The organism is Bradyrhizobium sp. F1.13.3 (assembly GCF_040548265.1).
Classification (GTDB): domain Bacteria; phylum Pseudomonadota; class Alphaproteobacteria; order Rhizobiales; family Xanthobacteraceae; genus Bradyrhizobium.
The window spans coordinates 24357-37176 of record NZ_JBEPRI010000036.1; the positions used below are offsets into that span (position 1 = coordinate 24357).

Sequence of the window (12820 nt, forward strand, 5' to 3'; positions counted from 1 at the left end):
GCCGCACGATATCGCGTGGCGCATTAGCCCTCAATCCCCATGTCCCAAAAGTGCTTGCTGCCGCCGTGGGCAGGGATCGCCAGCAGCCTCTGCCCGCATCCAACCGGTGTTGCGGGGTCATCTCCGAGCAGGCCTTCCAGGAACTGGCCTGCATTCGTCGCACATGGCTCTTGCGCAGAAGGTTCCATAGAGGCGACTATAATGCTATAACACGTGCACCCCGCTAGTCCACGGTCGAGATTATGCGGTCCAATTGAGCCGCCTGGCGCTCGAACAGCCTTCGATAGATGCCGCCGGGCCTTGCCGCGAGCACGGCATGGGTGCCCTGCTCGACGATGTCGCCGCGATCGAACACCAGGATGCGATCGAGGCTGCGTACCGTCGAGAGCCGGTGCGCGATCACGATCGATGTGCGGCCTTTCATCAGCCGTTCCATCGCTTGCTGGATCAGCGCCTCCGACTCAGAATCGAGACTCGACGTCGCCTCGTCCAGGATCAGCACCGGCGCATCGGCCAGGAAGGCGCGCGCCAGCGCCACACGCTGCCGCTCACCGCCCGACAGCTTGACGCCGCGCTCGCCGACCAGCGTGCCGTAGCCCTTCGGCAGACGCAGGATGAAGTCGTGCGCATTGGCGAGCCGCGCCGCCTGCTCGATCGCCTCCAGGCTGGCACCGGGCCGGCCATAGGAGATGTTCTCGGCGAGCGAGCGGTGAAACAGGATCGGATCCTGCTGCACGATCGCGATCTGGCTGCGCAGCGATTGCTGCGTGGCTTTCGCGATGTCCTGCCCGTCGATCAGGATGCTGCCGTCGGTGACGTCATAGAGCCGCTGCACCAGCTTGACGAAAGTCGTCTTGCCGGAGCCGGAGCGGCCGACGAGGCCGACCCGCTCGCCGGCGCGGATATTCACCGACAGTCCGTCGCAGAGCGGCGCGCGATGGCCGCCATAGTGGAATGTGACGTCGTCGAACAGGATCTCGCCGCCCGCGATCGCGATCGGGCGCGCCCCGGCGGCGTCGGCGATGCCGATCGGCTCGGCATGGATCGCCACCAGCTCCTCCATGTCGTTGACCGAGCGCTGCAGGTTGTTGATGTGCATGCCGATGTCGCGCAAGTAAGCGTGGATGACGTAGTAGCTGGTCAGCACATAGGTGACGTCGCCGGGCGAGGCATGCCCGGACATCCACAGCAGCACCGATCCGCCGATCACCGACCCCCGCAGGCATAACAACAGCGAGAGCTGCGTCATGGCAGTGTAGTTGTAGCGCAGCCAGGTCCGCCGCTCCCGCACGCGCCAGCGCTTGATGACGCGGGCGAGCCGCGCATCCTCACGGTCTTCGGCGCCGAAGGATTTCACCACAGCATTACATGTCAGCGCGTCCGCCAGGGTGCCGCCGACTTTGGTGTCCCAGGAATTGGAAATGCGCGCGGCCGGCGCGATGTAGCGCGTCGAGAACAGTACCGTCATGATGACATAGGCCAGCGCGCCGAGCGCGATCATCGCGCCAAGCGAGGCCCAGTGCGCCCCGAGCAAGATCATCGATCCGATCAGCACGAACAGCGCGGGTGCCAGCGCCAGCAGGATGGTGTCGTTCAAGAGGTCAAGCGCCCACATGCCACGCGTGATCTTGCGCACGGTCGAGCCCGCAAAAGAATTGGCGTGCCATTCGGTCGAGAAGCGCTGCACGTGCGTGAAAGCGTCCTGCGCGACGTCGGACATGATCCTCAGCAAGAACGGCACGATGGCCTGCAGGCCAGTTAGCCGCAGCACCATCGAGGCCGCGCCCAGCGCCACAATGCCGCCCAACGCCACTAGAGCCGCATGACGCGCAGCGGGGTCGGACGGACCGTGCGTCAGGGCATCGATCAGATGTCCTGAAAACACCGGCATGAACAGGTCGGCGATGGTGGCGCCTAGCAGACCGCCGGCCACGACAATGGCGCGCCCGGGCTGCTTCAGCCAGTGCCGGAATACGAAGGGCAGAACCACGCGAATCGCGGCGGACTTTTTTGACAGAAGGGTCATCGCGTGATCTGGCCGCTTCTGACGTAGGGAGCTGCTCCCGGGTGGAAACTAGAGCACCGTCTAAGTCGCCAAATTCGTCGCGCTGACCGCTGAATTGTTGATTTGTAGCCCCGTTCGAAAACATGGAATGCCATAATCTTGTAGGCCATCGTTAAGGGTCCTTGAGCAACCGCTGCTGAACCACAGCTCCCCTTCAATGCTCGTGCCAGTCGCAATAGCTTGATTTGTGGGACCGTTTCGAACGGTCGTGTCGTATACCCGATAACCTGGTCGCGGATCCGACACTCGGCATCAGATGCGATAAAGGTGCCGTCGTAATCCAAGAAGCCGACAATCGCAGTTCGATTTGGACCCGGTTGGCCGCGAAAAGCGCACGAATGGCCCTCGTATGGACCGTCTGGCAAAGGCGGTTCAAGTCGTGGCTCGTCCTTCGGGTGCGCGGCAAAGTACTTAGCAACGTCGTGACCTCATTGGCGGCGCTGTTGTCGCAGGCCCAGTAAAACTCTCCGGAGCAGTCTTGCGATCTCTTGCCATGCAGCACCGCAGTAGCCGGCACCGCAAACCAGCACTCTTCGGCATGGATCACCGTCAAGTTCAGCGCGGGATAACGCCTTCTGCTTTCGATCGCTGACAAGACGCGAAGCTTGCTATGTCTGATCTCGAGGCCGGTTTCATCGCGATCACCGTTGTTGTTTCGGACATCGATGCAATGCAGTCTTTAGATGGCGACCTCGCCCATTTTGTCGACGATCGTGTGATCTGCCTCGCCAGCAAACGGTGATCGCAAGTCCTAATCACGAAATGTGTTCCAGCTTCTCGAGCCGTGCAGAACAGCTCATAGATGTCGCTCTCGCGATCACCGACATGAACGCATCGTCCCGGATCTCCCAGCAGCTCCGTGGATTGCCGGACATTGTCTAGCCAGCGAATGCTCTCCTCGATAAGAACGCGCGTCCCATTGATCTTCTTCTTAAGCGCGGCGGTCCCCTTGAATTTCTTCCGGGTCCAAAATTTGACGGCCGTCAGTCCGAGCGGCAGCACTTCGGTCTCACCGCCAGGCTCGAGTGCATCAGGATGCCGCAAACCGTGTGCGATCTCAGGCAGCCCGCCTTGTCCCGGCCGCTGCCTATGCTCTTGGTGATCCCGATCGGGTCTGAGTTCTCACTTTGATAGCTGAACTCGGTCGTCATGGAGCATTAGAACCGTCGGTGGCAATCGTGCGCTCACCCGTCGCTTGAAAGTGGCAGGCCAGAAATCCGCCTTACTGACATGGTCGTTGGAGCAAAAAAAGGATGCGCAGCCTTGTCGTTGGCCTGGTCCTGGCACACCAGCGGAATACTTCCGCCCATGGCGCTCCCAAGCTGTTCTACCAGTTTGCGGAGCCGCTTGTTCAGGCGCTCGCAGGCAAGGCTGCAACCAGCGAGCTCGCGATCGAACCTTGCGCCGGCTTCTTCGTCCATTGGCGCCGCCCAATGCGGATCAGTGCCAGACAAGGAATCACGGTCAATTCCTGCGATGCTATGGTTTGTGCGCTCCCTCAGCCGTTCGACTAAATGTGGGCAATTGAAAGCAACGCCGGATGCTTACCAACCTGATTGTAGCCACCCAGACAACGCCAGCGCTTCTGCGCGCCTCAGCAAATTGACTCAATGCCAACGCCGTGCGCCAAGCGTTGGCAGACGAGCGCCTGTTGTATTAGAGTTTCACCAGCTTGTGCCGCTTAGCTCTCTGATGGCCATGATGCTCGACGACGAATATTGAATGTTTGCGACGAAGGGTACGCTCTATCTGCTGTCTCGTTGAGTTGGCTCTAAGCAAAACCGAAGGGCGCCGGATTGCAGCGCCTGCAGGCCGATAGCTGTCGCTATGGCGCTTACGGATCAGTTCACGAACAGCTCGCGTGAAAGCTTTTTTCGCCGCCAGCGTCAGTTACGCATCTTCGTCGATCCAGTTTCCAAGCATGAGGTGAAAGGTCATATTCGGCTTTAGGACCGTCACATCACCCTCCTTCAGGCTGGCGGTCGGTTCTGTCCAATCGATACCGACAGCGTAGCCACATCGCGAGTTTTTCTCAAAACCATGTTTTTTAAGTGTGGTATTGAAGCTACTGCGACATCGCTGCAGGTCGTTCCGGTCTTGGCGGCGGCAAGTGCGGCCTCCAAACCGGCGACCTCTCCTTCATGCAGCCGCCGGATATGGTCTGACGCTTTGCCAAGTGAAAATGTGCGCATCAATGGGGAAGTATAGCCGTGTCGGGCGCCACTAAGTTCGAGATTAATTTGGGACCCCTTTTGGAAGACGTCCTCAGTAATCGCATCATATCCGTCCCGCTCGGGATTGGCGATGAGGGCTTCTGGGTAGCTAATCACGTTGCCACGATCGATAAACATCTGATGAATTGCCGCTGATCCGTCCATACGGCGTGTAATGAAGGTCGGCTCCTCATCTGCGAGCGAGACGATCAGGCCCTGAGGGGCATACCCGGATTTTGATGTGTATCCGGAGAGATATGTGGTGTTGGCTGGTGTGGTGACCACCAGGACTTCAACCTCTCTGCGCTTCATCTCCGATTTAACAGCAGTCAATCTTCTCAGATATTCAGAACGCGGGAACGATTGCGAGGCTTTCGGCATTGCCATGATTTCAACTCCTTATGTGACATCGTGATGGTTTGGGTAGATCGTGGATCGGCCCTACATGCGCGCATGGCCGTTTTGTCTCAGCGCATCAGAGCTTAATTTCTGCGCGACGTGACCACCTCGTCGCCTGGGCACTTAAGCATTGATGGCTCATGGAATGTGCCAATCAGAATCCGTTTGAGGGCGCTGGGGTTGTGGCAGGGAGCGGACATGGAGGTCGTTACAACTTCCGTTGTTCCACACCTTTCCGCGCCCTCGTCGGGTTGTCGGCCGGAGTAGGCCCTTAGATCCTGCGATTGTTGAGGTGGGCGGCCGGACGGAGCGGCTGCCGGTTTGATGGAGACCGAGATTAAGTGTTTCATGAAGCCGGAGGTGGACGAAAGAGACGGAAGTTCAGTCGCGAGTTTAAGGTCGAAGCGATCAAACTGGACCGGGAGCGTGGGGTGTTGGCACAAGCCGGCCGTGACCTAGACGTTCATGAGAATATTCTACGCAAATGGCGAAGGACGTCGGCTCCGACCCGGGACAAGCGTTTCCCGGCCACGGGCAGATGAAGCCGGAGCAGCAGACATCGAGCGGCTGCGCCGTTAGGTCGTCAAGCTGAGGGTAGCCGAGCGGGATTTTCTAAAAGGCGCCGTGGCGCGCCTGCGCGGGGTAGAAACAACCTTGTGCTACCCTCTGCGGGTGGGAGGGTAGCGGCCGTCAGCTTATTGGAGGCACTATTCCCGTTAAAAAAACATGCTCCATGGGCTCTTGCGGACCTGAGAGTGGTGGCGCCGTTCCGGCGTCGATCCCAATTAGGAAGATCACAAAAATTGGCATAGCCCAGACCCTCCTGCCAATGATGGACGGAGGAGGCAGCGCTGGCGGTGACGGTGGACGAGGCCGTGCCGCCTAGAGGTGGCAACCCGCTAACCTAGGTAGTGTCTCGGCTCTCGTTAATGATGCAGAAGTCGCCGCATAGTCTATCACCCAGCTCACGTCTGCATGAGGTCTAGCAATGGCAGCCATACACGTTGTACGTTTCTCGCGTCTTTCGATCAAACCCCTTCCCAACAGAATTGCTAAGGTCCCGATCGGACGTTTTGACACGTGGCGCACCCAGTCCAAGTTGTGTACGCCCGATGTTTCTCGACGGTCGCGTCTCTGATACGGCATTAATTCGTTTCGCGCGTGCTGATCACAGCGGCAATTTCAGCGTGAGTTGCCGATTGCAAAGCATGCGCTTTGGTGAGCTTCCACTTGTCCTCAGATCATCGAGATTACCCATGACAATCCCAACAAAAAACAGACAAAACCAACTGCGAGAGCGTGTCGCAGCTGCGTTGGCTAGAATCGAGGCGCTGGAATCGGCGTACGAGACGGTCACGGTCGGGCAGCTGGTTTCAGAGCGGGCGAGAACCCATGGCTCATCGACCGCAATTGACGTCTTCGAGCGCGGCGAGCGCGCGACCTACTCCGAGATCGAGCGCGCCTCGAACAAATATGCACATGCGCTGCGTTCGTTCGGCGTACGAAAGAGTGATCGTATCGGCGTGATGCTAACCAATCGGATCGAATACCCGATCCTATGGTTCGCGATCGCCAAGCTCGGTGCGGTGATGGTTCCGATCGACATACGCTACACGCCGCGGGAGATCGCAGATGTGCTCAGCGATACAAAAGCTAAGTTCGCCGCCGTCGACGAGACCGCGTGGCCAGTGTTTTCGGCGATGGAGCCTTGGCCGCTAGACCTAGGTACTGACCGAATGTTTCTGGTTGGGCAGCCCTCCGACCCGACAGCCACTACCCTCGATCGATTGCTAAAGGGTGTCGACGACTCTCTGGTGGAGGAGGATATTCGATCCGACGACCTTTTGGACATTCAATTTACATCGGGGACGACAGGCTTTCCAAAGGGCTGTATGTTGACGCACGATTACTGGGGTGTGAGCTCGTACCAGGGAGTGTGCGGGGACGGGCAGCCATACCAGAGATACCTGTCTACGAATTCCTTCTCCTATGGGGATGCTAAACAATATCTACTGAAGTCCTATCGAAACGGTGGCACTCTCTACCTCGCTGGTTCCTTGAGCCCGACACGCTTCATGGATTGGGTGAGGCAGCACCGGATAGAATGGTGCTATTTTCCGGAGCTAGTAGCACGACACGCCGAGTTCGCCGAGGAACAAGGAGAAACATGCCTAAAACAGACCCTGACCTGGGGCTTCAGTCCTGATACGGTACGCAAATTCCGGAGGCGGTTTCGAGTCCCAACGCAGGATGCCTTTGGGATGACGGAAATCTGGTTTGGCACACAAATGCCGACCGATTTTGACGAGATGGCCGATTCGGGTTCGGTGGGAATTCGTGCCCCATTTCGGAACCTGCGACTCATGAATGATGATGGCTCACCCACCCCCGTCGGGGAGATCGGCGAACTTTGGGTGAGCGGTCGCGGAATCTTCAAGGGCTATTGGAGCAGGCCGAAAGCGAATGCCGCCTTATTTGAAGGCAATTGGTTCAAGACGGGTGACCTGCTGCGGCGCGACGAATTGGGCTTTTATTGGCTAGTAGGACGCACCAAGGACATGATCCGGCGTTCGGGGGACAACATCGCTGCGCGCGAGGTGGAGGCCGTTATCCGAGAGATGCCAGAGATTGCGGATGTGGCCGCCGTGCCCGTTCGTCATGCCGAGCGCGGCGAGGAGGTCAAGATCTACGTAGAGCTGAAAGAAAGTCTCGCACTAAGCGATCTGCCCGTAGAACGCATTCTCGAGCATGCTCGTGCCAACCTCGCCTTGTTCAAGGTGCCACGGTACATCGCCTTCACTTCGAGGCTCCCTAGAACGACCGCCAGCAATAAAGTGCTCAAACGCGCGCTAATGGCGGTGAACGATCCGTTCGCCGGGGCGTACGACGCTGAGGAGAAGCGCTGGCGATGAAATCAATCGTGCATCCAAGCTCTGGCCGCCCAAGCGGCGGTTCTCAGGCCAATACGTCGAACAACGTAAAAGAGCCGCTACGAGGATCGCACTACCGCCGGCGACTCTGATCAGATCACTGCCTCTCAACGGCATTAAAGTGGTTGAGGGATTCGTTGGCATGTAGGCGTTTCTGACGTGTCCCTAATCTTTGTCAAGAGTAACCCGAGGGGCTTTGCGGGTCGCGAAAGTAGACCTGGATACCCGCATCGATCTCGAGACGACCGTGCTGTGCCATTTCGGCTCCCCGATCCCACGTCAGCGAGCGACGCAGTTCTTCGGGCAAGGTGATGATGGCGCGCGTGATCGCGTCCGCACGGCTTCGGCCCCGTGTCCCACGAGCGCAGGTCCGTTCTTCACGTGCGGAGCTTCGCTATGCCCCGCCAACCGGGGAAGGTTCAATAGCGGCGTGAAACGCGTCGTGCGCTCGACCAGCGTGTCAATTGCCGAGCTGCAAAGACCGACGATGAGGTCTCCCTCCAATGTCGCGGCGCTGCTCGATCGGCAGCTTCAGTAGGGCGCTCGCTGATTATGATCTCCGGCGAGATAAAGTCGTTGTCTCGCCTGCGTATGCGTGCCCTGGGCATCCATAACACACGCCCGGATCTCAAGCAGGCCGTCAGCTAGGGGAACGGCGCCCCACGGCCCTGAACGAAGAAAGCTCGATAGATAGCTTCGTGGCTGATGCGCATCGTCTTGTCGTCCGGGAAGTTCATCGGCAAGCATCGGGCAATCTGCTCAGGAGTCCAGGCTTGGCCCATCGCCGATCGGTGCAGCCGCGCATCGATGCGTTCATCAAGCGCATGCTTTCGTTAAGCTTGCTGAAAGCCTCGATGAGCGCACCAGCATCGAGCACAGGTCCCACCAATCTTGGTAGTTGAACTGCTGACGTCCATATGAGATTCCTTCTGAATACGGGAGATCGTGAACTTAAACACGACGCGCCGTTTACGTCCGTGGCCGCGAAAATGCACTCTTCCGACAAGACCATCGCAGCAATATCCAGTGTTTTAACGGAAACTCAAGGAGTGTTTCTTGGATTTTACAATGTCGACTCAGCAGGAGGAATGGCTCGAGCGCGTCCGGTCGTTCATAACGAAACACATTCGGCCAGCCCTCTCCGTTTACGATCAGCAAGAAGCGGAGGGCGATCGCTGGAAAGTGATCCCGGTAGTGGAGGACCTCAAGAAGAAAGCGCGAGCCGATGGTCTGTGGAATATGTTTCTACCGCCCTTCTCGCAAGAGGATCAAAAATTCCGCGGGGCAGGGCTGAGCAATCTAGAATATGCGCCGCTTGCTGAAGAAATGGGTCGAATCGTCTGGGCATCGGAAGTTTTTAACTGCTCCGCACCTGATACCGGAAACATGGAAGTGTTGATCCGCTACGGAAGCGAGGAGCAAAAGCGGCGGTGGCTGACGCCTCTGATGAACGCTGAGATCCGCTCTGCTTTCCTGATGACCGAGCCCGCGGTCGCCTCATCGGACGCCAGCAACATCGAAACCAGGATCGAGCGCGATGGTGATTATTTCGTGATCAATGGCCGCAAATGGTGGTCGTCTGGCATTGGCGATCCTCGTTGCAAAATTGCGATCGTGATGGGCAAGACCGATTTCAAAGCGCCTCGATACCAGCAGCAGTCACAGATTCTTGTGCCTTTGGACACGCCTGGCATTAAGGTCGAGAGGATGCTGCCGGTGCTAGGATATGACGATGCGCCGCAGGGACACGGCCAAGTTCTGCTTGACGATGTGCGGGTTCCGACAAGCAATCTGCTGCTGGGCGAGGGCAGGGGTTTTGAGATTGCCCAAGGAAGACTCGGCCCCGGTCGCATCCATCACTGTATGAGAACGATCGGAAAGGCCGAGGAGGCGCTGGGAAAGATGGTTAAGCGGCTCAATTCGCGCACCGCGTTCGGCAAGAAGATTGTCGAGCACTCAGTCTGGGAACAACGCATAGCGGACGCCCGCATCGATATTGAGATGACCAGGCTCCTGTGCCTGAAGGCCGCCGACATGATGGACAAGGTCGGCAACAAGAGCGCGCAACTTGAAATTGCTATGATCAAAGTAGCTGCGCCGCGTATGGCGCTAAAAATTATTGATCAGGCAATCCAGGCGTTTGGGGGCGCTGGTGTGTCCGATGAGGCGGGCCTTGCGCGGGACTATGCTGTGGCACGCACAATGCGTCTGGCAGATGGGCCGGATGAAGTGCACTGCCGCGCCATAGCTAAGCTTGAGTTGCGGAAGTATGCAGCCGCAACGTGAGGAGAATGAGTAATGATTCTTTGAAAATCCAGAGAATGTGGGCAATCCTTAAGGAGTGGTGTGACCACAGCTGTCCAGCCTTCGAGTGTTCGGCAAACCCAGGGCGTTGAGGCAGCATTGTTTTCGATACATCAGTCCTGTTGCGGCGGTAGAACGCATATCCACGGAGTACCACGCTCTGTTGCGCTGGAGACTTGTGGCGTTCTGATCGCTTTAAGGTCGCTGAAGCACAGCAAGCGCGCGAGATGAACATAGAGCAAGTCTGCGCGATTCGACGAACTGGTTCGTGGGCATGTGGACCTGATGGCCAGCATAAACGAAATAGCGTTTTCTGTTGAGGTAACTGAAACCTGGAGAATATCAGCATGAGCGAAGGCGTCTTGATCCCTGACCTGATTCCATCTGCTTACGTCGTTAAGCGCGCAGCGCGCATCGGCGCCGAGATCAGGAATATCAACCTATCTGGCGATTTGCCGGACGACACTATCGCTGCAATCCAACACTTGCTGCTTCAGCATAAGGTCATCTTCTTCCGCGGTCAGGGACATCTCGATGATGCCGGGCAGGAGCAGTTCGCTATTCGCCTGGGAAGGCTTTCGCCACATCCGACGATGAATATAACGAAGGGAACGACATCTATAATTGAGCTCAATTCGGTCCATGGCGGCAGCAGGGCCGATTTTTGGCACACCGATATCACGTTCGTCGAGGCATATCCCAAGATCTTGGTATTGCGAGGCGTGGTGATTCCGCCATTCGGCGGGGACACTATCTGGTCGAACACTACGACGGCCTACCTCGATCTGCCGGGAGCGCTGCAGCGGCTTGCCGACGAGCTCTGGGCCGTTCACAGCAATGCTTATGACTATGCGGTAATGCCACGCGCCAGCGAAGCGGACAAAAAGCATTTTGACGAGATCTACACTAGAACCATCTTTGAGACGGAGCATCCAGTTGTGCGCGTGCACCCGGAGACTGGCGAGCGCGCGCTAGTGCTTGGTGACTTGGTCCGTCGTTTTGTCGGTATTCCAAAGCATGATGGCCAGAGGCTGTTCGATATTTTTCAATCGCATATAACTGCGCCCGAAAACACCGTTCGCTGGAGCTGGAAGCAGGGCGATGTTGCCATCTGGGACAACCGAGCCACGCAGCACTATGCTGTTAACGACTATGGCAACGAGCATCGCGTCGTGCGTCGCGCTAGCATCGATGGCGAGGTGCCTGTAAGCGTCGACGGGCGCTGCAGCGTAACGCGGGTCCAGAAAAGCACGCAACCGACTGCCGACGTCAACTAAGGTGCCACGAGCGACTACCTAGCTTCGGAAAAACAGTCGACATGGCAGGGCTCAAGATCGACTTGGGCTAAATTGTCAAAATGCCGATGTTTCGTGGGAGCGACATGAGGCACTTCGGTTAGCTTTGTTGAAGGACCGGAACCATTGCTTGACCTCCTGGCAGTTCTCGACCTCGAAGCAATCGAGGCGAATCGATTTCGCGGTGGCGGCCCGCCTACCAGCTTGTATGGCGGGCACGTGATCGGTCAGGCTATGGTTGCGGGATGCCGCACCGTCGTGGGGAAGCTGCCGCACTCGCTGCATTCCTATTTCATCCTCCCCGGCTATCCGCGGGTGCCGATTATCTACCAAGTCGAAAGGCTCCGTGATGCTAGGAGTTATTCGACACGGCGCATCACCGCCACCCAGCATGGCAAAGCAATTCTCTGCATTGTCGTCTCGTTTCATCTCGAAGAGCAGAGCACTTTCGACCATCAGCATTGGATGCCGCAAGTGCCACCGGCCGAAACGCTTACGGTGGAGGAACTGGCGAAGGGGACGATGATCCCGGAAGCGCCGGAATTCATCCGCAGCAATTATGCCATTGATTTGCGCGTGGTGGAGAGCGGACGGTATGTAGGCCAGAAGATTGAAGATGGCCGCGTTCACGTGTGGATCAGAGCTGCCACGAAGCTGCCCGATGATCCGGCACTACATATCTGCGCACTCGCTTATATCTCCGATTACTCGCTGCTGGATGCGGTGATGGCGCGCTATGGTCGCGCGCCCTTCGACAAGCGCGTAATGACAGCCAGCCTCGATCACGCGATGTGGTTTCATCGCCCCGTTCGGGTGGACCAATGGGTGCTTTATGCACACGACTCGCCGAGCGCACAGGCTGGGCGCGGCCTCGCACGGGGATTGATTTTCAGATCGGACGGGACGCTGGTTGCATCGGTCGCCCAGGAGGGCTCAATACGCAAGCGATGCTGAGCTTTATCGCAGCACAAGGGCTACTATTGGGCACGGCCGCATCATGCAACTCCGCCTAGCTAGCAGGCTGTTGAAAAAGGAACTCGTCGCCGACCAGCGACCTGGCTCCGACGAGATTCGGAGCTGGGGCGTGCGCGGGGCGAGCTATTTAGCTACGTTGACCTGGAGGCGCGGGGTGCGGCGTGATCATCCGCTGCGGGCGATCCGGACGATTGTGAACGAGGCGTTGTCGGCGCTGGAGCGCGAGTTTGCCGCGCTCTAATCGCCGATTGGGCGGCCGTCGATCCCGCAGGAGAAGCTGCTATAGGCGATGCTGTTGCAGGCGTTTTACTCGATCCGCTCGGAGCGACCTCTGATGGAGCGGCTGGAATACGATCTGCTGTTCCGCTGGTTCGTCGGAATCGGCGTCGACGACGCAGCTTGGGACTATTCGGTGTTCTCGGAGAACCGCGACCGGCTGCTCGAAGGCGACATCGCGGCTAAGTTCCTGGCGGCTGTGCTGGCGCAGCCCAAGGTGAAGATGCTGCTGTCGAACGATCACTTCTCGGTCGATGCCACCCTGATTGGTATTCCTCCGGGGTGGGCCGCCTTGTTGAGTTGCAGGTATCCGACGAGGATCTAGCTTTAAGGCTAGCCTTAAGGTCGGTAGATGCGGGTAGA

At 58.0% G+C, this 12820-nt stretch carries 8 protein-coding genes and 4 pseudogenes; 7 read left to right on the plus strand and 5 right to left on the minus strand.

The window, feature by feature from the left end; translation table 11 throughout:
• Position 1: 1 nt before the first annotated feature.
• Together ABIB66_RS42205 and ABIB66_RS42210 are read right to left on the minus strand one after the other, a co-directional pair.
• Positions 2-203 (minus strand): annotated as a pseudogene (locus ABIB66_RS42205) (IS701 family transposase); the annotation flags it as partial.
• 20 nt (positions 204-223) lie between these two features.
• Complete coding sequence (locus ABIB66_RS42210) at positions 224-2026, minus strand: ABC transporter ATP-binding protein (protein WP_354259805.1); 1803 nt, start codon at positions 2024-2026, stop codon at positions 224-226.
• A gap of 649 nt (positions 2027-2675) precedes the next feature.
• On the opposite strand from ABIB66_RS42210, the gene ABIB66_RS42215 reads away from it, so the two are divergent.
• Positions 2676-2807 (plus strand): hypothetical protein, encoded by a 132-nt coding sequence (locus ABIB66_RS42215; RefSeq protein ID WP_354259808.1) that lies wholly within the window; start codon positions 2676-2678, stop codon positions 2805-2807.
• 442 nt (positions 2808-3249) lie between these two features.
• On the opposite strand, the gene ABIB66_RS42220 is transcribed toward ABIB66_RS42215, so the two are convergent.
• Together ABIB66_RS42220 and ABIB66_RS42225 are read right to left on the minus strand one after the other, a co-directional pair.
• Positions 3250-3486, minus strand: coding sequence for an IS4/Tn5 family transposase DNA-binding protein (locus ABIB66_RS42220; protein WP_354259811.1), 237 nt, complete (start codon positions 3484-3486; stop codon positions 3250-3252).
• A gap of 549 nt (positions 3487-4035) precedes the next feature.
• Positions 4036-4665, minus strand: a complete 630-nt coding sequence (locus tag ABIB66_RS42225; protein ID WP_354259814.1) for a M24 family metallopeptidase — start codon at positions 4663-4665, stop codon at positions 4036-4038.
• 353 nt (positions 4666-5018) lie between these two features.
• Here ABIB66_RS42225 and ABIB66_RS42230 point away from each other — a divergent pair.
• Together ABIB66_RS42230 and ABIB66_RS42235 are read left to right on the plus strand one after the other, a co-directional pair.
• Positions 5019-5316: pseudogene (locus tag ABIB66_RS42230) on the plus strand (transposase); the annotation flags it as partial.
• Between the two features lie 473 nt (positions 5317-5789).
• The gene (locus tag ABIB66_RS42235; RefSeq protein WP_354259817.1) at positions 5790-7589 is read left to right on the plus strand and encodes a class I adenylate-forming enzyme family protein; all 1800 of its coding nucleotides are present in this window, start codon (positions 5790-5792) and stop codon (positions 7587-7589) included.
• Between the two features lie 208 nt (positions 7590-7797).
• Here ABIB66_RS42235 and ABIB66_RS42240 read toward each other — a convergent pair.
• Positions 7798-8386 (minus strand): annotated as a pseudogene (locus tag ABIB66_RS42240) (transposase); the annotation flags it as partial.
• Between the two features lie 277 nt (positions 8387-8663).
• Here ABIB66_RS42240 and ABIB66_RS42245 point away from each other — a divergent pair.
• From ABIB66_RS42245 to ABIB66_RS42260, 4 genes and pseudogenes are all read left to right on the plus strand, one after another.
• Complete coding sequence (locus ABIB66_RS42245; protein ID WP_354259821.1) at positions 8664-9893, plus strand: acyl-CoA dehydrogenase family protein; 1230 nt, start codon at positions 8664-8666, stop codon at positions 9891-9893.
• 365 nt (positions 9894-10258) lie between these two features.
• A complete protein-coding gene (locus ABIB66_RS42250; protein WP_354259824.1) occupies positions 10259-11188 on the plus strand; it encodes a TauD/TfdA dioxygenase family protein in 930 nt (309 codons plus the stop codon).
• 144 nt (positions 11189-11332) lie between these two features.
• Entirely contained in the window at positions 11333-12160 is an 828-nt protein-coding gene (locus ABIB66_RS42255; RefSeq protein WP_354259827.1) for an acyl-CoA thioesterase, read from the plus strand.
• A gap of 123 nt (positions 12161-12283) precedes the next feature.
• Positions 12284-12764: pseudogene (locus ABIB66_RS42260) on the plus strand (transposase); the annotation flags it as partial.
• Positions 12765-12820 lie beyond the last annotated feature (56 nt).